At 69.7% G+C, this 24508-nt stretch carries 26 protein-coding genes; 15 read left to right on the top strand and 11 right to left on the bottom strand.

All coding sequences use genetic code 11. The annotated features are described in order from the left end of the window. Positions 1–18: 18 nt before the first annotated feature. Positions 19–615 carry a hypothetical protein gene (locus NUT86_RS19155; protein ID WP_093645005.1) on the bottom strand — a complete coding sequence of 199 codons (597 nt, stop codon included), beginning with the start codon at positions 613–615 and terminating at the stop codon, positions 19–21. Between the two features lie 325 nt (positions 616–940). On the opposite strand from NUT86_RS19155, the gene hemL reads away from it, so the two are divergent. The 7 genes from hemL (at position 941) to ccsB (ending at position 8693) form a co-directional block, all read left to right on the top strand. Continuing rightward, positions 941–2248: a glutamate-1-semialdehyde 2,1-aminomutase gene (gene hemL, locus NUT86_RS19150; protein WP_266450150.1), complete on the top strand. Its 1308-nt coding sequence runs from the start codon at positions 941–943 to the stop codon at positions 2246–2248. A gap of 57 nt (positions 2249–2305) precedes the next feature. Next, positions 2306–2986 carry a histidine phosphatase family protein gene (locus NUT86_RS19145; RefSeq protein WP_127151759.1) on the top strand — a complete coding sequence of 227 codons (681 nt, stop codon included), beginning with the start codon at positions 2306–2308 and terminating at the stop codon, positions 2984–2986. A 146-nt stretch (positions 2987–3132) separates the two neighbouring features. After that, positions 3133–4356, top strand: coding sequence for a hypothetical protein (locus NUT86_RS19140; protein WP_093645011.1), 1224 nt, complete (start codon positions 3133–3135; stop codon positions 4354–4356). A gap of 77 nt (positions 4357–4433) precedes the next feature. After that, entirely contained in the window at positions 4434–5048 is a 615-nt protein-coding gene (locus tag NUT86_RS19135) for a TlpA family protein disulfide reductase (RefSeq protein WP_093645013.1), read from the top strand. A gap of 4 nt (positions 5049–5052) precedes the next feature. Then, positions 5053–5814, top strand: coding sequence for a cytochrome c biogenesis CcdA family protein (locus NUT86_RS19130; protein WP_093645015.1), 762 nt, complete (start codon positions 5053–5055; stop codon positions 5812–5814). A 3-nt stretch (positions 5815–5817) separates the two neighbouring features. Then, positions 5818–7605: a cytochrome c biogenesis protein ResB gene (gene resB, locus NUT86_RS19125; protein ID WP_274736643.1), complete on the top strand. Its 1788-nt coding sequence runs from the start codon at positions 5818–5820 to the stop codon at positions 7603–7605. Further along, a complete protein-coding gene (gene ccsB / locus NUT86_RS19120; protein WP_266450160.1) occupies positions 7602–8693 on the top strand; it encodes a c-type cytochrome biogenesis protein CcsB in 1092 nt (363 codons plus the stop codon). The genes resB and ccsB overlap by 4 nt, the downstream gene beginning before the upstream one ends. A gap of 172 nt (positions 8694–8865) precedes the next feature. Here ccsB and NUT86_RS19115 read toward each other — a convergent pair whose 3' ends face one another. The 4 genes from NUT86_RS19115 to NUT86_RS19100 all read right to left on the bottom strand — a co-directional run bounded on the left by NUT86_RS19115 (position 8866) and on the right by NUT86_RS19100 (position 12444). Next, the gene (locus NUT86_RS19115) at positions 8866–10293 is read right to left on the bottom strand and encodes an alkaline phosphatase family protein (RefSeq protein ID WP_274736641.1); all 1428 of its coding nucleotides are present in this window, start codon (positions 10291–10293) and stop codon (positions 8866–8868) included. 213 nt (positions 10294–10506) lie between these two features. Next, on the bottom strand, positions 10507–11163 hold the full coding sequence (locus NUT86_RS19110) for a DUF4291 domain-containing protein (protein WP_274736639.1): 657 nt from the start codon (positions 11161–11163) through the stop codon (positions 10507–10509). A 92-nt stretch (positions 11164–11255) separates the two neighbouring features. After that, positions 11256–11801 (bottom strand): nucleoside deaminase, encoded by a 546-nt coding sequence (locus tag NUT86_RS19105; RefSeq protein ID WP_323182535.1) that lies wholly within the window; start codon positions 11799–11801, stop codon positions 11256–11258. 214 nt (positions 11802–12015) lie between these two features. Continuing rightward, entirely contained in the window at positions 12016–12444 is a 429-nt protein-coding gene (locus tag NUT86_RS19100) for a PLD nuclease N-terminal domain-containing protein (protein ID WP_274736637.1), read from the bottom strand. Positions 12445–12532: 88 nt separating this feature from the next. Here NUT86_RS19100 and NUT86_RS19095 point away from each other — a divergent pair, with 88 nt between their 5' ends. Together NUT86_RS19095 and mqnP are read left to right on the top strand one after the other, a co-directional pair. Beyond that, a complete protein-coding gene (locus tag NUT86_RS19095) occupies positions 12533–13987 on the top strand; it encodes a menaquinone biosynthesis decarboxylase (protein ID WP_018091001.1) in 1455 nt (484 codons plus the stop codon). After that, a complete protein-coding gene (mqnP, locus tag NUT86_RS19090; protein ID WP_274736634.1) occupies positions 13984–14886 on the top strand; it encodes a menaquinone biosynthesis prenyltransferase MqnP in 903 nt (300 codons plus the stop codon). The genes NUT86_RS19095 and mqnP overlap by 4 nt, the downstream gene beginning before the upstream one ends. 303 nt (positions 14887–15189) lie before the next feature. Here the strand turns inward: mqnP and NUT86_RS19085 are convergent, their stop codons facing one another. After that, on the bottom strand, positions 15190–15792 hold the full coding sequence (locus NUT86_RS19085; RefSeq protein ID WP_274736632.1) for a DUF4870 domain-containing protein: 603 nt from the start codon (positions 15790–15792) through the stop codon (positions 15190–15192). Between the two features lie 92 nt (positions 15793–15884). After that, a complete protein-coding gene (locus NUT86_RS19080; RefSeq protein WP_093645029.1) occupies positions 15885–16478 on the bottom strand; it encodes a rhomboid family intramembrane serine protease in 594 nt (197 codons plus the stop codon). Between the two features lie 117 nt (positions 16479–16595). On the opposite strand from NUT86_RS19080, the gene NUT86_RS19075 reads away from it, so the two are divergent. Beyond that, positions 16596–17324, top strand: coding sequence for a UbiX family flavin prenyltransferase (locus NUT86_RS19075; protein ID WP_093645031.1), 729 nt, complete (start codon positions 16596–16598; stop codon positions 17322–17324). On the opposite strand, the gene NUT86_RS19070 is transcribed toward NUT86_RS19075, so the two are convergent. Continuing rightward, on the bottom strand, positions 17321–17452 hold the full coding sequence (locus tag NUT86_RS19070) for a hypothetical protein (protein WP_018090996.1): 132 nt from the start codon (positions 17450–17452) through the stop codon (positions 17321–17323). The genes NUT86_RS19075 and NUT86_RS19070 overlap by 4 nt on opposite strands. Before the next feature lie 121 nt (positions 17453–17573). Here NUT86_RS19070 and NUT86_RS19065 point away from each other — a divergent pair, with 121 nt between their 5' ends. From NUT86_RS19065 to NUT86_RS19045, 5 genes are all read left to right on the top strand, one after another. Beyond that, positions 17574–18032 carry an Lrp/AsnC family transcriptional regulator gene (locus NUT86_RS19065; RefSeq protein WP_018090995.1) on the top strand — a complete coding sequence of 153 codons (459 nt, stop codon included), beginning with the start codon at positions 17574–17576 and terminating at the stop codon, positions 18030–18032. 157 nt (positions 18033–18189) lie between these two features. Continuing rightward, positions 18190–19353: an aminofutalosine synthase MqnE gene (gene mqnE / locus NUT86_RS19060; protein ID WP_018090994.1), complete on the top strand. Its 1164-nt coding sequence runs from the start codon at positions 18190–18192 to the stop codon at positions 19351–19353. 44 nt (positions 19354–19397) lie between these two features. After that, a complete protein-coding gene (locus tag NUT86_RS19055; RefSeq protein ID WP_274736628.1) occupies positions 19398–19922 on the top strand; it encodes a GNAT family N-acetyltransferase in 525 nt (174 codons plus the stop codon). A 147-nt stretch (positions 19923–20069) separates the two neighbouring features. Then, a complete protein-coding gene (locus tag NUT86_RS19050) occupies positions 20070–20360 on the top strand; it encodes a DUF4229 domain-containing protein (RefSeq protein WP_093645035.1) in 291 nt (96 codons plus the stop codon). A gap of 436 nt (positions 20361–20796) precedes the next feature. Beyond that, the gene (locus NUT86_RS19045) at positions 20797–22158 is read left to right on the top strand and encodes a dicarboxylate/amino acid:cation symporter (RefSeq protein ID WP_109890664.1); all 1362 of its coding nucleotides are present in this window, start codon (positions 20797–20799) and stop codon (positions 22156–22158) included. Positions 22159–22279: 121 nt separating this feature from the next. Here NUT86_RS19045 and NUT86_RS19040 read toward each other — a convergent pair whose 3' ends face one another. From NUT86_RS19040 to NUT86_RS19030, 3 genes are read right to left on the bottom strand one after another with little or no spacing between them, the layout of a single operon-like run. Next, positions 22280–22909, bottom strand: coding sequence for a hypothetical protein (locus tag NUT86_RS19040; protein WP_274736624.1), 630 nt, complete (start codon positions 22907–22909; stop codon positions 22280–22282). Further along, positions 22906–23970 (bottom strand): WXG100 family type VII secretion target, encoded by a 1065-nt coding sequence (locus tag NUT86_RS19035; protein ID WP_266450173.1) that lies wholly within the window; start codon positions 23968–23970, stop codon positions 22906–22908. The genes NUT86_RS19040 and NUT86_RS19035 overlap by 4 nt, the downstream gene beginning before the upstream one ends. Continuing rightward, entirely contained in the window at positions 23967–24284 is a 318-nt protein-coding gene (locus NUT86_RS19030; RefSeq protein ID WP_018090988.1) for a DUF2563 family protein, read from the bottom strand. The genes NUT86_RS19035 and NUT86_RS19030 overlap by 4 nt, the downstream gene beginning before the upstream one ends. Positions 24285–24508 lie beyond the last annotated feature (224 nt).

The following is a 24508-nucleotide window of genomic DNA, read 5'->3' as shown; positions in this document are numbered from 1 at the left end:
CGCGCCCGCGCTGAACCGTTACGGCCAGACCAGGCAGTACGCCTGGTGCCCCGCCTCGTGCAGCCGGTGGCTGAAGTCCTGCCACTCGTGCAGCAGCTGGTAGACGGTGAAGGCGTCCCGCGGGCCCCCGCGGTCGGGGACGGTGGACCAGATGAAGGCGGCCGCACCGACCGACTCCTCGCCGACCCCGCGCAGCGGATCGACCACGGTCATGGGGAGCTTGACGACGGCGTAGTCGGGGTGGAGGACGACGAGTTCGAGCGGCGGAACCTTATGGAGCGGTATGCCCTCTATACCGGTGAGGACCATGGCGGCCATCGTCTCCGGCTTGATCTTGCTGAACATGCCGCCCATGCCGAGCTCGTCACCGCCGAGCTCCTCGGGACGCATGGAGACCGGCACCCGGGCCGCGGTCGCACCGTTGGGCGCACCGAAGTACCTGTACGTCACCCCCATGCGGCCGCCTCTGATTTCCCCGCCTGTGGTCCTGTTGCCCGTGGATTCCGCGCGCGTGGTCCTGTCGCCCGTGGTGTCCTCGCGCCGGTGACGGCCGCGCTGGGCGCGCTCGGGACCCCGGTCATTGGTTCCCTCGCCCAGTTCGCCACCGCGATGCATATCTCCACCCGACCACTCGCAGCCCCAGCCGCGCAACCCGATCATCGTCTCAGAGACCTCCCCCGTCACCGGCGCGTGAAACGCCCGGCCGCACGCCCCCGTGCGCCTCTGAGACCATTGCTTGCGTGACTTACTCGTACGTCTCCACAGTTTCGCAGACGAGTGGGGGCTGACGCCCGGTCGAAAGCGAGAGGAATCAAAAAAGGATCGAGAATGAACCGAGCGGCGCCCGGAGGCGTACCGCGAGGGGATTCCCGCACCGATGTCAGCCGGGCCGTGTCCACGCGCCGCTGCCCTCCCTCCGTTTATGCAGGTCAGGATCACCGTGTCTTTTCCGTATGAAGCCCCTGTTTCGCAGTCGCTGTTCGACCGTGCGTCCGCCGTGACGCCGGGCGGCGTCAACTCTCCGGTGCGGGCGTTCCGCGCCGTGGGTGGTACGCCCCGGTTCATGGTGTCCGGTACCGGTCCGTACCTCACCGACGCCGACGGCCGTGAGTATGTCGACCTCGTGTGCTCGTGGGGACCGATGATTCTCGGTCACTCGCATCCCGAGGTGATCGCCGCGGTCCAGGAGGCCGTCGCCCGCGGTACGTCCTTCGGTACGCCGGGCGCGGGCGAGGTCGAGCTGGCCGAGGAGATCGTGGCCCGGATCGAGCCGGTCGAGCAGGTGCGGCTGGTCTCCAGCGGCACCGAGGCAACGATGTCGGCGATCCGGCTGGCCCGCGGGTTCACCGGCCGGCCGAAGGTGATCAAGTTCGCGGGCTGCTACCACGGGCATGTGGACGCGCTGCTGGCCGCGGCCGGGTCGGGCGTGGCGACCTTCGGGCTGCCCGACACGCCGGGGGTCACGGGCGCGCAGGCCGGCGACACCATCGTGCTGCCCTACAACGACCTGGAGGCGGTGCGGGCCGCGTTCGCCGCGCACCCGGGGGAGATCGCCTGTGTGATCACGGAGGCGTCGCCGGGCAACATGGGCGTGGTGCCGCCGCTGCCGGGCTTCAACCAGGGCCTGAAGGATCTGTGCTCCGCCGACGGCGCGCTCTACATCTCCGACGAGGTGATGACCGGCTTCCGCGTCAGCAAGGCCGGCTGGTACGGCATCGACGGTGTACGTCCGGATCTGATGACCTTCGGGAAGGTCATGGGCGGCGGCTTCCCGGCCGCGGCCTTCGGCGGCCGTGCGGACGTCATGGCGCACCTCGCCCCGGCCGGCCCGGTCTACCAGGCGGGCACCCTGTCCGGGAACCCGATCGCCACCGCCGCCGGTGTCGCGCAGCTGCGGCTGCTGGACGACGCCGCCTACGAGAAGGTCGACGCGGTCTCGGCGGAGGTGCGGGGCCTGGTCACCGCGGCGCTGGCGAAGGAGGGCGTGGCGCACCGGGTCCAGGCCGCGGGGAACATGTTCACGGTCTTCTTCACGGACGCCGAGGTGACCGACTACGAGGGGGCCAAGGCGCAGGAGGCGTTCCGTTTCACCGCCTTCTTCCACTCGATGCTCTCGCAGGGCGTCTACCTCCCGCCGTCCGCCTTCGAGTCGTGGTTCGTCTCGACCGCGCACGACACGGCGGCCGTCGAGCGGATCGCCGCCGCCCTGCCGGCCGCCGCGCGCGCCGCGGCCGGTGCGACGGCCTGAGACGGCTGCGGGCGCACGGGCCGGCGACCGCTTGAGACGACTGAATGAATGGGTGACATGAGCAGCGAAGACATCACCGTCGTGCATCTGATGCGGCACGGCGAGGTGCACAACCCCGACGGCGTGCTGTACGGGCGCCGCCCCGGCTACCACCTCTCCGACCTGGGGCGGAAGATGGCCGACCGGGTGGCGGAGCATCTCGCGGAGCGGGACATCACACATGTCGTCGCCTCGCCGCTGGAGCGTGCGCAGGAGACCGCGGCGCCGGTCGCCGGTGCGCACGGTCTGGAGCTCGCCACCGACGAGCGGCTCATCGAGGCGGGCAATGTCTTCGAGGGGAAGACCTTCGGGGTCGGCGACGGTGCGCTGAAGAAGCCGGGGAACTGGAAGTACCTGACGAACCCGTTCCGGCCGTCCTGGGGTGAGCCGTACATCGAGCAGGTCGTACGGATGATGGCGGCGCTGGGCGCGGCGCGCGATGCCGCGCGGGGCCACGAGGCGGTGGCGGTCAGCCATCAGCTGCCGATCTGGATCGTGCGCAGCTTCGCGGAGCGGCGGCGGCTGTGGCACGACCCGCGGAGGCGGCAGTGCACGCTGGCCTCGCTGACGTCGTTCACCTTCCACGGCGACAAGATCATTTCGGTGGGGTACAGCGAACCGGCGCGCGACCTGGTTCCCTCCCATCTTCTGGCGGGCGCCAAACCCGTCAAGGGAAAGGCCAAGGCCTTCGGGGCCTGACGGTGCATCACTTGGCGCAACGTCAAAAGCCCGCAGAATGAAATACCTGAGCGATTGAACCCGGATCCCCCGACGCTCAACATGCCCTCCACTCGGTTGTCCGTTTATATGGATATTGAGTTCGGCGAGCACGAGGGGACGAGGGTATGCGCGCGATCAGCCGGCGAAACCTGCTGGGTATGGGAGTTGGGGCAGCCGCGGCGCCGGTCGTCGCCGGCTGCTCCTCGCCGGACCCGGACGCGGGAGCCAACAAGCAGCGCGTGAAGAACTCCGTCCAGGCCCGCCCCAAGCTCATCGGTGACGGCTCGACAGCGAATTCCGGAGCCCAGCCCCATCAGCCGAAATCCCCCGAACGGCTGGAGCCCGGTCAGACCCCGCCGCAGTTCGTGGTCTTCTCCTGGGACGGTGCGGGAGAGGTCGGCAACGGCCTCTTCCCCCGCTTTCTCAAGCTCGCCCGGGACCATGGCGCGGCCATGACCTTCTTCCTCTCCGGGGTGTATCTCCTCCCGGAATCCCAAAAGCACCTCTACGAACCGCCGAACAATCCGCGGGGCGCCTCCGACATCGGCTACCTCAGCGATGCCCACATCAAGGAGACCCTCAGGTACCTGCGGGAAGCCTGGCTGGACGGCCATGAGATCGGCACCCACTTCAACGGGCACTTCTGCTCCGGCTCGGGCGCCGTACGGCACTGGTCCCCGCAGGAGTGGCAGTCCGAGATCGACCAGGCGATGGACTTCGTCACCAGGTGGCGGACCAACACCGGATTCACCGATCTGGAGCCGCTGCCCTTCGACTACCGGAGAGAACTGGTCGGCAGCCGTACGCCATGCCTCCTCGGGCAGAAAAATCTGCTGCCCACCGCCAGGGAACTCGGCTGGCGCTATGACGCCAGTTCACCCGGTGGAGTGCAGATGTGGCCGAAGAAGAAAATGGGCCTCTGGGACTTCCCGCTCCAGCAGATCCCGTTCCCGGGGCACTCTTTCGAGGTCCTCTCGATGGACTACAACCTCCTCGCCAATCAGTCGAAGCACTCCACGAAGGCCCCGCCGGTCAACTACCCGGGCTGGCGGCAGCAGGCCACCGACGCATATATCTCCGGATTCCGCCGGGCGTACGAGACCAACCGTGCGCCCTTCTTCGTCGGCAATCATTTCGAGCAGTGGAACGGCGGCATCTATATGGACGCCGTCGAGGCCGCGATCAAGCACATTGCCAATGAGCAGAACCGGGATGTCCGTCTGGTGTCGTTCCGGCAGTTCACCGACTGGATCGACGCACAGGACCCGGAGGTGCTGCGCAAGCTCCAGAGGATCCCCGTCGGACAGCGGCCGTCCGGCGGCTGGAAGTCCTATCTGACCGCGGCCTGACAGGTCCCTTCGCGCGGGGACGCGGCCGGTGAGGGGGGCGTGGAAGATCCGGAAATGGCCCATGCGAAACTTTTCACATGAGTGCCTGCCGCGCCCCACGCCGCCTCACGAGCCGCCGCCGCGTCGCCCTGCTCGCCGCAGGGGCCGCGGCCGCCGCGCTGACCTTGAGCGCCTGCGGCGACGGCGCCTCCGGCGGCTCCGCCCAGACCCGCTTCGTCCAGGGCAAGAACGGTGTCGACACCGTCAAGAAGAGCGAGCGGCAGCCGGCGCCCGAGCTCTCCGGTGAGAGCACCACCGGCAAGAAGCTGGACGTCGCCGACTACAAGGGCAAGGTCGTCATCCTCAACGTCTGGGGATCATGGTGCGGCCCCTGTATCGCCGAGGCGCCGAACTTCTCCAAGGTCGCGAACGAGACCAAGGACAAGGGCGTCCAGTTCCTCGGGATCAACACCCGCGACTCCGAGAAGTCGCAGGCCACCAGCTTCGAGGAAGAGCACAAGGTGCCCTACCCGAGCCTGTTCGACCCGACCGGCCGGCTGATGCTGCGCTTCCCCAAGGGCAGCCTCAACCCGCAGTCCATCCCCTCCACGATCGCCATCGACCGGCAGGGCAAGATCGCCGCGCGCTCGATCGGCCCGCTCGCGGAGGACGATCTGCGCAAGATGGTCGAACCGCTGATCGCCGAGAAGTGATCACGTGACCCTGCTCGCCGCCGCCGCGGAGAACCAGACCGTCCTCAACGGCACCCTCCTCGCCGCCGCCCCCATCGCGCTCCTCGCCGGACTCGTCTCGTTCTTCTCGCCCTGCGTCCTGCCGCTGGTGCCGGGCTATATGTCCTACGTCACCGGCGTCACCGGCACCGACCTCGGCGAGGCCCGGCGCGGCCGGATGCTGGCCGGCGCCGGCCTCTTCGTCGCCGGCTTCACCGCCGTCTTCGTCTCCGGCGGCGCGCTCTTCGGCTTCGTCGGCCGGGACCTCCAGGAGTACAAGGACGTCATCTCGCGCGTCCTCGGCGTGCTGATGATCCTGCTCGGGCTGGCCTTCGCCGGCGTCCTCAAGAACTTCGGGCAGCGCGAATTCCGCTTCCACAAGAAGCCCGCCATGGGCCTGGCCGGCGCGCCGGTACTCGGGGTGCTCTTCGGCGTCGGCTGGACGCCCTGCCTGAGCCCCACCTTCGCCGCCGTCAGCACGCTCACGTTCTACGATGCCAGCGCCGGCCGCGGCGCCCTGCTCACCGTGGCGTACTGCCTGGGCCTGGGCCTGCCGTTCATCGCGGTCGCGCTGGCCTTCCGCCGGGTGCTCGGCGCCTTCGGCTGGGTCAAGCGGCACTACGTGTGGGTGATGCGGCTCGGCGGCGGCATGATGATCGCGCTCGGCATCCTCCTCGTCACCGGCGTCTGGGACAGTCTGATGTCCGAGGTGCAGGCCTGGACGCAAAGCTCCACCGTTGGGATCTGATTGATGTCCACCAAGACCGGCACCCCCCGCGACGAGGGCCCCGCGGCCGACACGGGCAGCGATCTCGGCGCGGCCGGGTCCCAGCTCTCGACCGCGCCCACGGAGGATGTCACCCTCCCCTCGCTCGGCCCCCTCGGCTGGGCGCGCTGGTTCTGGCGGCAGCTGACCTCGATGCGGGTCGCGCTGCTGCTGCTCTTCCTGCTGTCCGTCGGCGCCATCCCCGGCTCGCTGATCCCGCAGACCAGCATCGACCCGGTCAAGGTCGACCAGTTCAAGAGCGAGCACACCACCCTCGCCGACATCTACGACAAGCTCGGGATGTTCCACGTCTACAGCTCGGTGTGGTTCTCGGCGATCTACCTGCTGCTGTTCATCTCGCTGATCGGCTGCATCGTGCCGCGCAGCTGGCAGTTCGTCGGACAGCTCCGCGGCCGCCCGCCGGCCGCCCCGCGCCGGCTGACCCGGCTGCCCGCGTACACCACCTGGCGCACCGACGCGGCGCCCGAGGAGGTCCTCGGGGCGGCGCAGCGGCTGCTGAAGAAGCGGCGGTTCCGGGCCCACCTGGACGGCACCGCCGTCGCCGCCGAGAAGGGCTATCTGCGGGAGGTCGGCAACCTCGTCTTCCACCTCGCGCTGATCGTGATGCTGGTGGCGTTCGCCGTCGGCAGCCTGTGGAAGTCCGAGGGCGGCAAGCTGATCACCGAGGGCGACGGCTTCGCCAACAGCCTCACCCAGTACGACGACTTCAAGTCCGGTGCCTTCTTCGACACCGACACCCTGGAGCCGTTCGGCTTCACGCTCAACAAGTTCGAGGCGACCTACGAGCGGTCCGGCCCGCAGAAGGGCACCCCGCGGATCTTCCGCGCCCACATCACGTACTTCTCCGGCGCGGACGGCAAGGAGCACAAGACCGCGATCGAGGTGAACACCCCGCTCGACATCGCCGGCTCGAAGGTCTACCTGCTCTCGCACGGCTACTCGCCGGAGGTCACCGTCAAGGACGGCCGCGGCAAGGTCGTCTACAAGGGCGCGGTGCCCTTCCTCCCGCAGGACCCCAAGAACTTCACCTCGACCGGTGTGGTGAAGGTGCCCGGCGCGCAGACCGAGGACGGCAAGCGCAATCAGCTCGGCTTCCAGGGCTTCTTCGTGCCGACGTTCGGCGGCAAGGGCTCCGGCTCGATGTTCTCCCAGTTCCCGGCGCTGGACTACCCCGTGCTGACGCTCACCGCCTACCACGGTGACCTGGGCGTCGGCTCCGGGCTGCCGCAGAACGTCTACCAGCTCGACAAGAAGCGCCTCAAGCAATACAAGGACAAGGGCCGCCCGGTCGCCAAGATGATGCTGCCCGGCGAGACGATGAAGCTGCCCAACGGCGACGGCAGCATCGAGTTCACCGGCATCAAGAGCTGGGCCAGCTTCAAGATCAGCCACCAGCCCGGCAACGGCCTCGCGCTGACCGGCGCGGCCGCCGCCCTGGTCGGCCTGGCCGGCTCGCTGTTCATCCAGCGGCGCCGGGTGTGGGTCCGCGCCGAAGCGGACGCCGACGGGCACACCGTCGTCGAGCTGGCCGGACTCGGCCGCAGCGAGTCCGCCCGGCTGCCGGAGGAGCTCGCCGAGCTCGCGCTGGCACTGGAGCCCGACGCCCCCCTCGCCCCGGCCACCGACGACGACGGCCCGGCACCCGACCCGAAACCCGGACCGGCCCCGGACACCGGCCCCGACTCCGAAGACCCCGCGGAGCCCACTGACTCTGACGGACCTGCTGACCCCTCTGAAGGAGCGCGCGCGTGAACCTCGCTGCCGCAGCCAACGAGACAATGGCGCACAACAGCAACATGCTGGTCTATTCGGCGATGGCGGTCTACACGCTCGCCTTCCTCGCCCACATGGCCGAGTGGGTGTTCGGCAGCCGCAGCAAGGTCGGCCGCACCGCCGCCGCCCTGACCGTCCAGGCCAAGGCGCCCGCGACGGCGTCCGCCCGGGCCGGTGCGAGCGGCTCCGCCGGAACCGCCGTACTGGAGCGCCCCAAGGTCATCAGCAGGTCCGTCCCCGGCAGCCGCGACGTCCCCGACGGGCCGGGCGCCGCGGGCGGCACCGAGAAGGGCGACCTCTACGGGCGGATCGCCATCTCGCTGACCGTGCTGGCCTGGGCGCTGCACGTGGGCGGCGTCGTCACCCGCGCCCTGTCCGTGCAGCGTGCCCCCTGGGGCAACATGTACGAGTTCTCCACGACCTTCGCCGCGGTCGCGGTGGGCCTCTTCCTGCTGCTGCTCGTGCTCAAGAAGAACGTCCGCTGGATCGGCCTCCCGCTGGTCACCAGCGTCCTGCTGGACCTCGGTCTGGCCGTCTCGGTGCTCTACACCGCCAGCGACCAGCTGGTGCCCGCGCTGCACTCGTACTGGCTGTGGATCCACGTCAGCTGCGCGATCATCTCCGGCGCGGCGCTCTACCTCGGTGCCGTCTCCACGGGGCTGTTCCTCTTCCGCGACCGCCACGAGGCCAAGCTCGCCGACCCGACGGGCAAGCAGCCCGGCGCCTTCGCCACCTCCGTGCTGGAGCGGCTGCCCTCGGCCGCCTCGCTGGACAAGTTCGCCTACCGCATCAACGCCACCGTCTTCCCGCTGTGGACGTTCACCATCATCGCGGGCGCCATCTGGGCCGAGGCCGCCTGGGGCCGCTACTGGGGCTGGGACCCCAAGGAGGTCTGGTCCTTCATCACCTGGGTCGCCTACGCCTGCTATCTGCACGCCCGCGCCACCGCCGGCTGGAAGGGACGCAAGGCCGCCTGGCTCGGCCTGATCGCCTTCGCCTGCTACCTGTTCAACTACTACGGCGTGAACATCTTCGTGACGGGCCTGCACTCGTACGCGGGAGTCTGACCGCAGCAGTCCCGCCGCCGGCGTGATCCACGGCGGTGCGAACCGCCACCCCGGTGCCGTACGGGAGGCCTCGTCCTGAGGCCCCCGTACGGCACCGTCGTTTCACGGGGAACGGCGCGCCCGGCCCCGCGCCCTCAGCGCCAGGCCCGCGCCCCCGGCGCCGACCGCGCCCTCAGCGCCGCCGGCGCCGGCCGCGCTCCTGGCGCGGCGGCCGCTGCCCGCCGCCCGGCAGCGTCGGCTTCGGCAGATGCGCCACCTCCCACTGCGCCTCGACCAGCTGCCGCGCGGTGTCGTCCGGCAGCCACGGCGGCCGGCGCGCCGCATGCCGGAAGCCGAACGCCGAGGTCAGATCGCCGAAGGCGGACCGCCGCCAGTCACTGATGTTCGGCTCAGCGACGCCCGTCCAGCGCTCCAGGAACTGCAGCACCGAGGTGTGGTCGAAGGGGTCACCGGCGGCCCAGCCGCCCACCGTCCACGGCGACACGATCAGACACGGCACCCGGAAGCCGCCGCCGATCGGCAGGCCCCGGACGAACTCGTCCTTCGTCCCCGGGGGCGGCACCGGCGGCGGCACATGGTCGAAGAGACCGTCGTTCTCGTCGTAATTGAGGATGAAGACCGTCTTGGCCCACACCTTCCGGTTGGACGCGATCGCCTCGATCTTCTTGGCGACATAGTCGGCGCCCGCGGCCGGCAGATAGTCCGGATGCTCGGACTGATGACTGGTGGGGATCAGCCAGGACACCGCCGGCAGCCGGTCGGCGCGGGCGTCGTCCTCGAAGGCGCCGGCCGGCTGCGCCCGCATCCCGCGCTCGTAGAGCGGCTCCCCGGGCTTGGCGTCCCGGAACGTCTGGAACTGCTCCAGGAGATTGCAGCCGTAGTCGTCCTCCTCCTGGTAGACCTTCCAGCTGATGCCCGCCGCCTCCAGCCGCTCGGCGTAGGTCGTCCAGCGGTACGGCCGGGGCGCGGTGTTGTTCAGCACCGGCCCGCCCAGGGTGCCGCCCGGGTCGAGGGTGCCGGTCATCCAGTAGAGCCGGTTGGGCCAGGTCGGGCCGAAGACCGAGCAGAAGTAGTTGTCGCAGAGGGTGAACGTCTCGGCGAGGGCGAACTGGAAGGGGATGTCCGCACGGGTGTGATAGCCCATCACGTACGGCCCGTTGATGCCGTCGGCCTTGCGGTGCGCGGGCAGCCAGCGGTCCATCTTCCCGCCGTTCCACGCCTCGTGCTGCACCGACCAGGCATGGCTGGTGGACGGGATGGCCTGCGCGCTGGTGGTGTGCGTGTTGAGGCGGAACGGCAGCAGATAGCCGTCCGGGTTCTGCGCGTCCGGCTGATGGAAGACGGACCGGCCGTCCGGCAGCGTCAGCGCGTCCGGGTCGGCGAAGCCACGGACGCCGCGCAGGGTGCCGAAGTAGTGGTCGAACGAGCGGTTCTCCTGCATGAGCATCACGACGTGCTCGACGTCGTGCAGTGAGCCGTGACGTGCTGGTCCGGCGGCGACGGCCTTCTGGACGCTGGGCGGCAGCAGCGACAGCGCGGCGGCGCCGCCGACCGTGCCGGCCGCGGAGCCGAGGAGTCTTCGTCGGGTCATGTCAGGCATATGTGCCACTCTCCCTGAGTCGCGGGAGCCCTCAGTGGGCCGACTTGACTGTGGCGGCGGCCGAGTCTCCCGGGCAGGGGGAGGTTGCTGAATGACGCGTCAATTGGCTGTGAACGGCGCTGAGTTGGCCGGACCTCGCTACGTCCCGTACGCCACACGAAGCAGCGCACGGCGGACCGCGCGCCACCCCCACTACGTGTTTATGACGCGACGTCAGGACACGCGGCCCAGGCCCGGAGTTCCCTCGGGTGCAGGGTAGGGACGCTCCTCGGGCAGCAGCGCGGCGGCCGCCGCGGTCTCCCCGGCACGCACCAGCGCACGGACCTCCTGGGCCAGCGGGGTGACATCCGCGATCCCCACCGTCCACTCGTCCGCATACCGCCGCGACGCCTCCCCCGCCAGCCCCAGCTGCAGCGAACGGTACGGCAGCGCCCGCAACCACAGATCGCGCTCCGGATCCCACTGCACCCGCGCCGGCGACCCCTTCAACTCCCGCCGCCACACCCCGCGGTCGGCGTGCTCATCGGCGTCGAAATGCGACAGACAGGCATTCCCCAGCGCCCAGTCGAACCCGTCCCGCCCGATCTCCACGGCGAGCACCGTCTCCTGATCCGCCTTGGTACCCCACCCGCAGCGGTACATCATCCACAGGAACGACGGCTTGATCCATGTCATCCGCTCCCGCTTCCAGGCCGCGGGGAAACGCCCGTCCCGCGCGGCCGGAACGCCCAGCGCGGGGGAGTAGGCCTGGTAGACGGTGACGGTCCGCTCCGTATACAGCGCGCGGATCCGGCGGTGGGGCTCGGCGGGGTGTGCGGGGTCCACGGGGGCGTGCGCGGCCTGTACGGGGACGTCGGGGCTGGTGCTCATGACGGCTCATCCTGGCGGGAGCGCGGGGGCGGGAGCCAGCGAATTGTGGGGTCGGTGGGCCTGAACGGGCGCGATGGCCCGCCCTCCGCCCCTCACTCGTCCCCGATGTCCTCCCGCCACAGCTCCGGGCTCGCCCGGATGAAGTCGCGCATCATCGACGCGCACTCGGTGTCGTCCAGGAGCACGATCCGTACGCCGTGCCGGGCCAGCCAGTCGTGGCCGCCGTGGAAGGTGCGGGCCTCGCCGATGACCACCCGGGAGATGCCGAACTGGCGGACCAGGCCGCTGCAGTACCAGCAGGGGGAGAGGGTGGTGACCATCGTCGTGCCGCGGTAGCTGTGCCGGCGGCCGGCCGCGCGGAAGGCCGCGGTCTCGGCGTGCAGGGTGGGGTCGCCGTCCTGGACGCGGCGGTTGTGGCCGCGGCCCAGCAGGGTGCCGTCCGCTCCGTAGAGCGCCGCGCCGACTGGGATGCCGCCCTCGGCCAGTCCGGCGCGTGCCTCGGCGACCGCCGTCGCCAGCATGGCGCGGGCCTGCTCCTGCAGATGGTCGGGGTGCCCGGTCGGGTCGCTGTGGCCGTCGACGCTGCCGTGCAGCCGGAACTCGTCGCGGTCCTGCCCCCAGTCCTGCGTGCGGTCCATGAGGTCACGGTACGCCGGGGTGACCGCCGGTGCGGCGTCGTACGGGCCGATTTCGTGCCGTATGGCTGACTGTGCCGCACGGCTGACTGTGCCGCATGACTGACTGTGGCGTGCGGGGGCCGTGGCGTACGACTGGACGGTGACGACGGGCCATGGCCTCCTACGGACGGCCGCGTGGGCGGTCGAAGGTAGGGGCCGGGGGGGAGAGAAGCGGCTAGCCCTTGGTGGGCGGCTGGGGGGCGTCCGGGCCGTTCGACTCGCCCGGCTTCGTCTCCTTGCGGCGCAGCTCGTCCTCGCGGCGGCGCAGATCGGCCTCCCAGTCCTTGAGCAGCGCCTCGTCCTTCGTGTTCTCCTTCTTGAGGGACTGGAGGAACTCGGGGTTGTCGTCCGGTGCGACGAACTTCGTACGGTGCCTGCGGTGCCATTCCGACGGCGTGCTGCCGCCGCCCTTCGCCGGCTGCCGCTGCTTGCCCGCCACCAGCCAGGCGACCGGCCCGACCAGTACCTCGCCGAAGAGCAGGATGATGAGGACCCAGACCACCTTGGGCAGACCGCGCACCTGCGATTCGGGGGTGTTCAGGCAGTCGATGAACGCATAGATCCACAGCGCCAGCACCAGTAGGAACGGCAGATACCTGAGCATTGCGGAACGGGCCCCCTGCGCGCGACGGCGGGCCCTCGGCGGGGCCCGGTGACCCGTCCAGGGTAGTGCGTACCCGATACTGGAACGCATGGCTTACGACGATCTTCGTTCGTTCCTGCGCGCACTTGAGCGGGAAGGCGACCTCAAGCGCATCAAGGCCGAGGTCGACCCGTATCTGGAAGTCGGCGAGATCGTGGACCGGGTGCAGAAGTCCGGTGGTCCCGCGCTGCTCTTCGAGAACGTCAAGGGCTCGGCGATGCCGCTCGCCATGAATGTCTACGGCACCGACCGCCGGCTCCTGAAGGCGCTCGACCTGAAGTCCTACGAGGACATCAGCGGCAAGATCGGCGGGCTGCTCAAGCCGGAGCTGCCGCACGGTTTCGTCGGCGTGCGCGAGGCGTTCGGAAAGCTCGCCGGGATGACGCACGTCCCGCCGAAGAAGGTCAAGGAAGCGCCCGTACAGGAGGTCGTGCTCCGCGGCGACGACGTCGACCTGGACCGGCTCCCGGCGCTGTTCACCTGGCCCGAGGACGGCGGCTCCTTCTTCAACCTGGGGCTGACGCACACCAAGCACCCGGAGACCGGGGTGCGCAACCTCGGCCTGTACCGGCTGCAGCGCCACGACAAGCGCACCATCGGTATGCACTGGCAGATCCACAAGGACAGCCGCAACCACTACCAGGTCGCCGCCAAGCGCGGGGAGAAGCTGCCGGTCGCCATCGCCTTCGGCTGCCCGCCGGCCGTGACGTACGCCTCGACCGCGCCGCTGCCCGGGGACATCGACGAGTACCTCTTCGCGGGCTTCCTCCAGGGCAAGCGGATCGAGATGGTCGACTGCAAGACCGTCCCGCTCCAGGTCCCGGCGAACGCCGAGGTCGTCATCGAGGGCTGGCTGGAGCCCGGCGAGATGCTGCCCGAGGGCCCGTTCGGCGACCACACCGGCTTCTACACGCCGCAGGAGCCGTTCCCGGCGCTGACCATCGACTGTGTGACGATGCGTAAGCGGCCGCTGCTCCAGTCGATCGTGGTCGGCCGGCCGCCGACGGAGGACGGCCCGCTGGGCCGGGCGACGGAGCGCTTCTTCCTCCCCCTGCTCAAGATCATCGTCCCGGACATCGTGGACTACCACCTCCCCGAGTCCGGCGGCTTCCACAACTGCGCGATCGTCTCGATCGACAAGAAGTACCCCAAGCACGCGCAGAAGGTCATGCACGCCATCTGGGGCGCGCACATGATGTCGCTGACCAAGCTGATCGTGGTCGTGGACGCGGACTGCGATGTGCACAACCTCCACGAGGTCTCCTGGCGGGCGCTCGGCAACACCGACTACGCCCGCGACCTCACCGTCGTCGAAGGTCCCGTCGACCATCTCGACCACGCCTCCTACCAGCAGTTCTGGGGCGGCAAGGCGGGTATCGACGCGACGAAGAAGTGGCCCGAGGAGGGCTACACGAGGGACGGGGGCTGGCCGGAGATGGTCGAGTCCGACCCGCGGACGGCGGCGCTGGTCGACCGCCGCTGGAAGGAGTACGGCCTCTCGTGAGCAGCGCATCCGCAGCGGTCCCGCAGCCGGGCCGCACCAAGGCCTTCCTGCGCCTGGTGATGATCGAGCACTCGGTCTTCGCGCTGCCCTTCGCCTACATCGCTGCGCTGACCGCGATGTACGAGGGCGGCCGGCACATCCAGTGGGGCCCGCTGCTCCTCGTCACCGTCGCCATGGTCGGCCTGCGCACCTTCGCGATGGCCGCGAACCGCATCATCGACCGCGAGATCGACGCCCGGAACCCGCGCACCGCGCAACGGGAACTGGTCACCGGCGCGGTCTCGGTGAAGTCCGCGTGGACGGGCGCGCTGATCGCGCTCGTCGTCTTCCTGGGCGCCGCCGCCCTGCTGAACCCGCTGTGCCTGGCGCTCGCGCCGTTCGCGGTGGTGCCGATGGTGGTCTATCCCTACGGCAAGCGGTTCACCAACTTCCCGCAGGCGATCCTCGGCCTCGCCCAGGCGATGGGCCCGATCGGCGCCTGGCTCGCGATCAGCGCGACCTGGTCCTGGGAGGCGGTGATCCTCGGTCTCGCGGTCGGCATCTGGATCGGCGGCTTCGACCTGATCTACGCCTGCCAGGACGTGGAGACGGACCGCGAGATCGGCGTGCTGTCGGTCCCGGCCCGCTTCGGCATCCCGGCCGCGGTCTGGGGCGCGCGCGGCTGTCACCTCGTCACGACGGCGCTCTTCGCCTGGTACGCCGTGGCGACCGGTGCGGGGGTGTTCCTCTGGCTGGGCCTGGTGATCGTGGCGGCGGCGTTCCTGTACGAGCACACGATCGTCAAGCCGCATGACCTGACCCGCCTGAACCGGGCGTTCTTCCAGGTCAACGGGTTCATCGGGATCGCGCTCTTCGTCTGCGCGCTGCTGGACCTGCTGGTGCGGGGGCTGACGGTCTGACGGTTGATGGTCGGCCTCTGACGGTTGCTGGTCGGCCGCTGTCGGTGGTCGGCCGCGCCGTAGAGCGGGCGGACCGCGCCGTGCTGCACCGCCACCCCCTCCATGCTGTTCCGCCGCCCACCCCGTGCTGTTCCGCTGTCCGCCCCATGCTGTCCCTCCGTCCGGGCCGGGTGTGCTGCCTCCTCTTATCCGGCAACGATTACGGAGAGTGATCGGTTCCTTGCGGTGTGCTGCGGGCCGCGGCGGTGAACCGTGCGGGGCGACGCCGAGCCCGGACGTCCCTCAGCCCTTGCTGAACGTCCCTCAGCCCTTGCTGAGGGGCCAGGCGATCAGGCGCGGATAGGTCCAGAGTTCGCCGCGGGTGGCCTTGACCGTGCCGATGACGGCGCAGACCACGCCGGACAGGGCGTAGGCGCCGAAGATGACGATCACGGTCAGCAGCGGGACCGCGAGGCCGGAGCTGTTGCGCTGTTCCTCCGTGGCGGCCGCCGCGAAGATGAGGGCGCTGGCGACGTACAGGACCAGTCCGAGGGCCGCCATGATGGCCTGGGTGATGCCGTAGTTCACCGCCTGGGTGGCGTGGTGGCGGATGTACGGGTCGTGCTTGTGGCGCTCGTTGCCGCGCAGGGACAGCGGGTAGATCCAGCCGAGGAAGGCGCCCAGGCCGCAGCACATCATTGTGCCCGCGGTGACGGTCAGCAGCGCGCCGAGGTGGGACCACATCGCGGGGCCCGAGGAAGGCGTGGGCGGCTGGCTGCCGTAGCCGGGCTGCGGCGGCGTGCCGGGGTAGCCGTAGCCGCCCGGCTGGCCGGGTGCGGCGCCGGGCCAGCCCTGCTGCGGTGTCCCGTACGGCTGCTGCGGCCCGCCGGGCGGTGGACCGTAACCGGGCTGGTAGTGGTCGGACATGCTCTGCTCACCCCGTAAGTGCTGCGTCTCGCGCGTCGCGGCGCGCGGTGCGGGGCCGTGTGCACGGCCCGCACCTCCCGTTCGGCCCGAGGCTACGTGATGGGCCGGACATCGGCGGCGGTCAGGTGGCCGGGAGCGCGCACCCGGAAGACGAAGGCCGCCAGCACCCCGCCTATGAGCCCGAACAGATGCCCCTGCCAGCTGATGCCGCTGTCGGTGGGCAGCGCGCCCCACAGGATCGAGCCGTAGAGCACGCCGACCACCAGGCCTATGCCGATGTCGAGGAGCTTGCGCTCGATGAAGCCGCGCACCAGGAGATAGCCGAAGAGCCCGAAGACGACACCGGAGGCGCCCGCGGTGTTGCTGTCCGGCGCGGCCGTGAACCAGACGCCCAGCCCGCTGGTGAGGATGATCAGCAGGGTGACGGCGAGAAAGCGGGGCACCCCGCTGCGCAGCGCGGCGACCAGGCCGAGCAGCAGCAACGGCAGGGTGTTCGCCACGAGATGGCCGAAGCCGAAGTGCAGGAAGGCGGCGGGCACCACATCGGCCAGCTCGGCGGGCTCGCGCGGGGCGATCCCGAAGGTGTCCAGCGCGCCGCCGGTGGCGAAGTCGACGCCCTCCAGCAGCCAGAGCAGGGCCACCCAGCCCAGCATCAGGCAGACCGCGGGCTTCGCGCGTGATGTCATCTCCGGCCGTCCCTTTCTCGTCCCCCGGTGGGGCGGCCCTCGGCGGGGCTGCGCGAGGGGCGCACACGTAGGAACGGCCGTGAGGGGGTCCATGGTTCCGCCGGATAGGCTCGATGCGTGGAGCCGCCGCACAACGACACCAGTAAGCAGGGCCCCGGCCGACGCCGGCCGTGGGTCGTGGGGATCTCCGGCGCGTCCGGGACGCCGTATGCCGCGTCCGTCCTGCGCGGGTTGCTCGCCGCCGGGGAGGCGGTGGACCTGATCGTCAGCCGGGCGTCGCGGCTGACCCTCCTGGACGAGACGGGCATTGCCTTCCGGGATGCTCATTGGCGCGCTGACCTGCGGGAATGGCTGGCGCGTGGAGCCGATGGCAAACCGGCGACGTTTCCGGTGACGGAGGCGGACCTGGCGGATGTGCGGTACTGGCCGGCCGGGGATCTGGCGGCCGGGCCCTCGTCGGGCTCGTATCCGGTGAAGGGCATGCTGATCGTCCCGGCGAGCACGGCGTGTGTGGCCGGAGTGGCGCTCGGGCTGTCGAAGGATCTGCTGCAGCGGGTGGCGAGCGTGACCCTCAAGGAGCGGCGGCGGCTGGTGGTCGCGGTGCGCGAGACGCCGTTGAACGGTCCGACGCTGAAGCATCTGGTGACGCTGGACGAGGCGGGCGCCGTGGTGCTGCCCGCCTCACCGGCGTTCTATGCGGGGGCGACGCACATCCAGGATCTGGTGGACTTCGTCGCGGGCCGGGCGCTCGATGCGGCCGAGGTGCCGCACGGGCTGTACCGGCGGTGGGAGGGGGAGCTGCGGGGTGGCTCCAAGGATGCGGAGGAGGCCCCGGAGGCTCCTTAGCGCTTCTTCGCCGCGGCGCGGCCGAAGAGGCGCCGGGCCCGCGGTGCCGCGGACCGGTGGGCACGTGAACGATTGGCCTGGTCCTGCAGCTCGCGCATGCGGGCGTAAGCCATCTCGATCGAGTACACGGTGACAACTCCTGTGAGATCGTCTTTGATCGTCTGAAAGATTCGCAGGGTGGAAGCCCTGTATGCCTTAGATTCTACATGCAGAACCCGAATATGCGTAAAGATTGGAAGGCTTGAGGGCATGGACGCGGTGGATAGGCAGCTCATCCAGGCACTTCGCGAGAACGGGCGGGCCTCGTATGCGGAGCTCGGCCGGCTCGTCGGCCTCTCCGGGCCCAGCGTCACGGACCGGATCAACCGCCTCGAAGCGGCCGGTGTGATCACCGGCTACCGCGCGACGGTGGACGCCGCCTCGCTCGGCCTCGGTGTCACCGCGCTGGTCGGCATCTCGCTGTCGGACGCCACCGACCACGAGGACGTCGCGCAGCGCCTGCGCGCCCTCGAAGAGATCGAGGACTGCTGGTTCATCGCCGGCGACGACTCCTACATGCTCAAGGTGCGGGTGGGTGACGTGGACGGTCTGGAGCGCACCATCCGGCGGCTGTCCGGCACCAAGGGCGTCTCCCGTACGCGCACCACGATCGTGCTCTCCACCAAGTGGGAGAACCGCGTCGGCCAACTGCCCGAAGAGGCCGAATAGGCCACCGGGCGCCGGCGGGACACACCGGAGCGGACGGGTGGCCAGGGGGCCCCGTCCGCCCTCATTACGGGGGAGTACGCTCGACGAAGCCCGTTTCGGGCTCCGAAGAACGGCACCGATACGGCAGAGACTGGGAGGCGACCGGATGGCTGCGTCGATGGATGTGGGCCTCAAGCGCGAGCTGGAGGCGAAGGTCCACGCCGGGGAGCGGCTGACCCGCGAGGACGGTATCGCCCTCTACGAGTCCGACGACCTGGCATGGCTGGGCGGCCTCGCCCACGAGGTGCGCACGCGCAAGAACGGCGACGTCGTCCACTTCAACGTCAACCGTCACCTCAACATGACCAATGTGTGCACCGCGTCGTGCGCCTACTGCTCCTTCCAGCGCAAGCCGGGCGAGAAGGACGCGTACACGATGCGCATCGAGGAGGCCGTCCGCCTCGCCAAGGCGATGGAGAACGACAACCTCACCGAGCTGCACATCGTCAACGGGCTCCACCCCAACCTGCCGTGGCGCTACTACCCCCGCTCGCTCAGCGAGCTGAAGAAGGCCCTGCCGAACGTCTCCCTCAAGGCCTTCACCGCCACCGAGATCCACCACTTCGAGACCATCTCGGGCCTGTCCGCCTCCGAGATCCTCGACGAGCTGATCGACGCCGGCCTGGAGTCGCTGACCGGCGGCGGCGCCGAGATCTTCGACTGGGAGGTCCGGCAGCACATCGTCGACCACCGCACCCACTGGGAAGACTGGTCGCGCATCCACCGCCTCGCCCACGAGAAGGGCCTCAAGACCCCCTCGACGATGCTCTACGGGCACATCGAGGAGCCCCGCCACCGCGTCGACCACGTGCTGCGGCTGCGAGAGCTCCAGGACGAGACCGGCGGCTTCCAGGTCTTCATCCCGCTGCGCTACCAGCACGACTTCGTGGACATGCAGGACGGCAAGGTCCGCAACAAGCTCCAGGCCCGGACGACGATGGCGACCGGCGCCGAGGCCCTGAAGACCTTCGCGGTCTCCCGCCTCCTCTTCGACAACGTCCCGCACATCAAGTGCTTCTGGGTCATGCACGGTCTGCAGACCACCCAGCTCGCCCTGCAGCACGGCGCGGACGACATGGACGGCTCGGTCGTCGAGTACAAGATCACGCACGACGCGGACAACTACGGCACGCCCAACAAGCTGACCCGTGAGGACCTGCTGGACCTGATCCGCGACGCCGGCTTCCGCCCCGTCGAGCGCAACACCCGCTACGAGGCCATCCGCGAGTACCCGGGCCCGGACCCGGACCGCCGCGAATCCCCGCAGCCGATGCGCGTCTGACCTGCGCGGGAGCACCGCCGACGGCGAGAGTTAGGGTCCGGGTCATGAACGTGCGTTTCGACCTGGCCCCTTCCCTCACCCCCGAACTCCATGACGGAATATGCGCGTTGTGGGCCGATGTCTCCAACGCCGGGGGCGCGGTCGGATTCGTCCCGCCGGTGACCCGTGAGGACGTCCGCCCGGAGCTCCTCAAGCACCTGACGGCCATGGCCGAGGGCCGCCAGCACCTGGTGGCCGGCCGCGACACGGACGGCCGGGTCCTGGCCACGGCGTTCCTCACCACCAACAGCCACCGTCTGATGAAGCACTGGCTGTGGGTCTACACCGTCATGGTCCACCCCTCCCTCCAGGGCCGGGGCACCGGCCGCCGGCTGATGACGGCGGTCGCCGACGCCGCCCGCTCCGTCGAGGGCATCACCGCCCTCCGTCTCACCTGCCGCGGCGGCTCCGGCGCCCGCCCCTTCTACGAGGCCTGCGGCTACCAGGAGGTCGGCCGGGTGCCCGGCGCGATCCGGGTGGCCGACGACGACTACCGCGACGACATCACCATGTGGCTGGATCTGGGCTGACGGGCCGGCCGCCGGGCCGGGCGGGCCGCCGAGGGGCCGGGCCCGCGCCAGGGCCGGGCTGCGGCGGGGGCCGCGAAGATCGCCCGAAGCGCTGTGCTTGACTGGATGCAGACCCTTTAGGTTGCCGTTGAGGAGAAGGTCCCATCCGTGAGTAGCCACAACTTCGCCACGCTCCGCTACACCGCCCTTCGCATCGGCCTCTTCGTCGCCTCGTTCGCCGTGGTGTGGGTGCTGGCGTACTTCCGGATCATTCCGCTCGCCATCGGCGCCGCCAACACCGTGTGGATGCTGCTGCTCGCCATCGTGATCTCCGCGCCGCTCAGCTTTGTGCTGCTGCGCAAGCAGCGGGACGCGATGTCCGAGCAGATCGTCGCCAAGGTCGACCGCCAGCGTGAGCGCCTCGCGGCCAACGCCGGCCAGGAGGACGGCCTGCTCTGAAGGCCTGGACCTTTATGTAAGACGCCTCACAGCCGCACCTCCGCGACAGGCGCCCGTCGCCGTGGACTTTGCTCCACGGCCGGGCGCCTGTCGCGTTTCTGACGGAGACTCCGGCGCACGGCCCTCCCGGGAACCCAAAGATTTTCTTTGGGTTCCTCAAAGTTCAAGTGTTAACGTGCTCGTCATGAAGACAGCAGCCGCGCCCCCGTCCCCCATGAGCACTCCGCTCGTGGCGCGCCTGCATGTCGATCTCTGCCGCTGTATGTCCGCGGCCTGTTGCCGCCGCTGACCTCTCTTCTCCAGCGGCCGGAGATCCTTCTCCCCACCCCTCCGGGCGGGAGAGGCCCGCAACGCAGCTGCTCCGCAGCCGCTCGAGTTCCCGGCGCTTCTTTTCGCCGTCCCCTGACGTCCCTCACCTGTCCCCGGAGTGTGTCCGTTGTCCACGTCTGCCGAGACCACCGAGTCTTCACAGGCCCCGCAGAGTCCCCGGTCCTCCCGCATACCCAAGATCCCGTTCTGGGCGCAGATCCTGGCCGGTCTCGCCCTGGGCGTGCTGCTCGGCTGGATCGCCAAGAGCGGTGACGTCGGCTGGCTCACCACCACGCTGCAGCACATCGGCGATCTCTTCGTCCAGCTGCTGAAGCTGGCCGTGGCGCCACTGGTCTTCTTCGCGATCCTGGTGTCGATCACCAATCTGCGGCAGGTCAACAACGCCGCCCGGCTCGCCTCCCGCACCCTGCTGTGGTTCATGGTCACCTCGCTGATCGCGGTCGCGATCGGCCTGGCGATCGGCCTGCTCAGCAACCCCGGCGCGGGCACCGGCCTGACCCCCAAGGACGGCAAGGCCCCCGACGAGGCCGGCTCCTGGATCGACTTCCTGACCGGCATCGTCCCCACCGACATCATCACGCCGTTCACCGAGCTGAACGTCCTGCAGATCGTCTTCATGGCCGCCGTCGCCGGTATCGCCGCGCTGCAGCTCGGCGAGAAGGCCGAGCCCGTCCTCACGATCAGCCGCTCGGTCCTCGAACTGCTCCAGAAGGCCCTGTGGTGGGTCATCCGCCTCGCCCCGATCGGCACCGTCGGCCTCATCGGCAACGCCATCGCGACGTACGGCTGGAACCTGATCGGCAAGTACGCGACCTTCACCGTCGACATCTACGTCGGCTGCGCCCTGGTGCTCTTCGGGGTCTACCCGCTGCTGCTGTCGACCGTCGCCAAGGTCAACCCGCTGCAGTTCTTCCGCGGCGCCTGGCCCGCCATCCAGCTGGCCTTCGTCTCCCGCTCCTCGGTCGGCACCATGCCGGTCACCCAGCAGGTCACCGAGCGCCTCGGTGTGCCCCGTGAGTACGCCTCCTTCGCGGTGCCGTTCGGCTCGACGACCAAGATGGACGGCTGCGCCTCGATCTACCCGGCGATCGCCGCGATCTTCATCGCGCAGATCTTCGATGTCCACCTGGGCATCGGCGACTACCTCCTCATCGCCTTCGTCTCCGTCATCGGCTCCGCCGCCACCGCCGGTCTGACCGGCGCGACGGTCATGCTGACGCTGACCCTGTCCACACTGGGCCTGCCCCTGGAGGGCGTCGGCCTGCTGATGGCCATCGACCCGATCCTGGACATGATGCGGACGGCCACCAACGTGGCCGGTCAGGCGGTCATCCCGATCCTGGTGTCCGCCCGGGAGAAGATCCTCGACCGCGACGCCTACAACGGAGCCCGGAGCATCAGCGTGGAGACGGCCGGTGCCGAGGGCACGGACGAGAAGGTTTCCGTGCCGGTGCCGACTCCTGCGTAGTTCTCGGCCTGCCACACCGATGCGCCCCGGTCCTTGGATCCAAGGACCGGGGCGCATCCGTACGTACAGCCTCGCCGGGAGACCGGAGGCCGGTGGCGCCCGCCCCGCTAAGGCCGCCCCGCTAACGCCGTCCCGCCTCCGCCCGGGGAAAGCACTCCGTGAAGTACACGGCGTGCTGGCTCGGCAGATTCACCCGGGCCCAGGAGCCGTCCGTGAAGCCGAATTCGAAGCTGTCGGCGTCGATGTCGGTACGGTGCCGGACCCAGGCCACCTGCTCCGGCGCCGCGCTCCAGCCCGGCTCGACGGCGCCCAGTTCTCCGCGGCGGCGGCCCCGCTGGACATAGCTGACGTGCAGTCGGCGGTCGGTGAGCTGGAGCACCGGCAGCGCGTCCGTGGTCGGCACGCGCGGCCACAGCGCGGTGGCCAGCCCGCCCGCCAGGCTTCCCCAGCCGCCCTTGAGCGCCTTGCCCTTCGGGCGCCGCCCCCCGAAGAAATCGGGGATCGGTTCGAGGATCGCGTCGATACGCCAGTAGACCGACCAGAAGGCCCGCTTGGTGCCTTCCCAGCGGTCGCCCGGGAGACGCCGGCCGGCCAGGACGCGGGGGCGGTTCCACCGCCACGGCTTGGGCAACTTCCGCCCGGGGAGAGCGACTTCGCTCTGTACGAGACGCTCCCCGGCCGGCAGCGCCTGCGCCGCGCGCTCCCTCGCCTCCTTGTACGGCACCCTCCCCCAGGCGACCCGCAGACTCATCCGAAGACCTCCCGGACGGGCTTGGACCGCGCTGCGCTGTCGGCCAGGCGGTCGGTGAAGCGCTCGGAGTCGGGCCGGTCGGCGTACTGCTTCTGCTGCTCGGTCGGCTGCTCGGCCTTCGGGGCGCTCGGGCCGACGGGGGTCTGATGCTCGACGTCCCAGCTCTTGTCGCCGATGTGGACCTCTTTGAGGCCGGTGGTGTCGTTGATCGCACGCTCGGCCGCGTTACCCGCCTCCTGGGCCTTCTCGGTGACACCGGCGGTCTTCTCGGAGACCCACTCGCCGACGTCGACGCCGGTGTGGTGTTCGAGGACGCTGTTCGCCAGCGGCCCCGCATCGATGACGGCACCGACCGCCTTGGCGCCCACCACCTTGTTGCCGATGCGCTTGAGGTTCTTGTTGATCTTCTTGCGGGCGTTCTTGTTCCGCCACAGCGCCTTGGCCTTGATACGCGCCCGCCGCAGCTTTTGCACCGCCCGCATCCGGTCGGCGAGATCCTTGAGCTTGTCCGCCAGCTTCGCGGTGATCCGTACGGCCTTCATCGCACGGTGCGCGGCCCCCGCGGCGCCGATGAGCGGACCGATCGCGGCGCCGACACCAGCGGTCAGAATCGCGACGATCGCCGCCGTCGCGGCCGCGACCAGCAGGGCCTCGACGATCTCGGTGATCAGCTCGATCATCGTGTTCTCGGCCTCGGTGCACGCCTCGGCGGCCATTTCCAGGAGTTCGGCGACCGTGTTCATGTCTTCGGCCTCGGCCTTGAGGGCCTTTTCGAACTCCGTCATGGTGGCGCCGAAGGCTTCCGATGCCTCGCCGGTCCATGACCGCTGCAACGTCTTCCGCTCGGCCAGCAGATCCTCGAGGACGCCGTTCATGTCACGGGCGGCGGCTCGCCATTCCCTGGCGGTTTCGAGCAGCTTCTCGTTGTCGCCGCTGACCTTTTCCAGATACTCGTCGAGGCCGAGGTCCTTGATGGCCCCCCGGATGACGGAATCGAGCGCACCCGCCAGCGGGTTGCTCCAGTCGACGTCGAACCCGATGCGCTCCAGTGCCTGGCTCACGAGGCTCCCCCGCCGAGGGCGTAGACCTGGTCATCCTCGTTGTTGTCGTACGCTTCGGCCGTCAGACGGATCCCGTCGGCGATGGCGCCCAGCGATTCCTTGACGTCGTGGAGGTCGTTCACCGCCTCCTCGGACTGCGTGTCGTAGTCCGACTTGAGGCTGTCGGACTCCGCCAGCTGTCCGAACACACCGCTGGACAGCTGCAGTTTGCCGACCCGGTTCCGGATCTTCTCCACTTGGTCCGCCGCGTGGTCCGCCGCGTTCGCATAGCGACGTAGAGCCGTGCTCTCTACGTCGTACCCCGTGCCGCCCATTCGCCCCGTCCTCCCGTTGACCTGCCGCGTCCCCCTGTGCCCGCGCCATCCCAAGTCTTTGCGGAAACAGGGTGATTACTTGGCCTGCACTGTACCTAAGGGGTCAGTGGGGCAGCCCAGCCGAGTGGTGGGTCCGCCGCGGGCGGAGACGGTCCAGGGGCCGGGTGGTGGCGCTGTCTGTGTCCGCGTGGCGGCGTCGTTTCCGGGCCGGCCAGCCGGCCGCC

The organism is Streptomyces sp. G7(2002) (assembly GCF_028870195.1).
Classification (GTDB): Bacteria; Actinomycetota; Actinomycetes; order Streptomycetales; family Streptomycetaceae; genus Streptomyces; species Streptomyces nigrescens.
The sequence above is the reverse complement of the archived record's forward strand: the minus strand, read 5'-3'. Positions and strand labels throughout refer to the sequence as shown.

Bases quoted from the DNA above. Each gene is read 5' to 3' on its own strand.
- NUT86_RS19155 (WP_093645005.1), bottom strand. From the start codon at position 615: ATGCATCGCGGTGGCGAACTGGGCGAGGGAACCAATGACCGGGGTCCC.
- NUT86_RS19145 (WP_127151759.1), top strand. From the start codon at position 2,306: ATGAGCAGCGAAGACATCACCGTCGTGCATCTGATGCGGCACGGCGAG.
- NUT86_RS19140 (WP_093645011.1), top strand. From the start codon at position 3,133: ATGCGCGCGATCAGCCGGCGAAACCTGCTGGGTATGGGAGTTGGGGCA.
- NUT86_RS19135 (WP_093645013.1), top strand. From the start codon at position 4,434: ATGAGTGCCTGCCGCGCCCCACGCCGCCTCACGAGCCGCCGCCGCGTC.
- resB (WP_274736643.1), top strand. From the start codon at position 5,818: ATGTCCACCAAGACCGGCACCCCCCGCGACGAGGGCCCCGCGGCCGAC.
- NUT86_RS19115 (WP_274736641.1), bottom strand. From the start codon at position 10,293: ATGCCTGACATGACCCGACGAAGACTCCTCGGCTCCGCGGCCGGCACG.
- NUT86_RS19110 (WP_274736639.1), bottom strand. From the start codon at position 11,163: ATGAGCACCAGCCCCGACGTCCCCGTACAGGCCGCGCACGCCCCCGTG.
- NUT86_RS19105 (WP_323182535.1), bottom strand. From the start codon at position 11,801: ATGGACCGCACGCAGGACTGGGGGCAGGACCGCGACGAGTTCCGGCTG.
- NUT86_RS19100 (WP_274736637.1), bottom strand. From the start codon at position 12,444: ATGCTCAGGTATCTGCCGTTCCTACTGGTGCTGGCGCTGTGGATCTAT.
- NUT86_RS19095 (WP_018091001.1), top strand. From the start codon at position 12,533: ATGGCTTACGACGATCTTCGTTCGTTCCTGCGCGCACTTGAGCGGGAA.
- NUT86_RS19085 (WP_274736632.1), bottom strand. From the start codon at position 15,792: ATGTCCGACCACTACCAGCCCGGTTACGGTCCACCGCCCGGCGGGCCG.
- NUT86_RS19080 (WP_093645029.1), bottom strand. From the start codon at position 16,478: ATGACATCACGCGCGAAGCCCGCGGTCTGCCTGATGCTGGGCTGGGTG.
- NUT86_RS19065 (WP_018090995.1), top strand. From the start codon at position 17,574: ATGGACGCGGTGGATAGGCAGCTCATCCAGGCACTTCGCGAGAACGGG.
- mqnE (WP_018090994.1), top strand. From the start codon at position 18,190: ATGGATGTGGGCCTCAAGCGCGAGCTGGAGGCGAAGGTCCACGCCGGG.
- NUT86_RS19055 (WP_274736628.1), top strand. From the start codon at position 19,398: ATGAACGTGCGTTTCGACCTGGCCCCTTCCCTCACCCCCGAACTCCAT.
- NUT86_RS19040 (WP_274736624.1), bottom strand. From the start codon at position 22,909: ATGAGTCTGCGGGTCGCCTGGGGGAGGGTGCCGTACAAGGAGGCGAGG.
- NUT86_RS19030 (WP_018090988.1), bottom strand. From the start codon at position 24,284: ATGGGCGGCACGGGGTACGACGTAGAGAGCACGGCTCTACGTCGCTAT.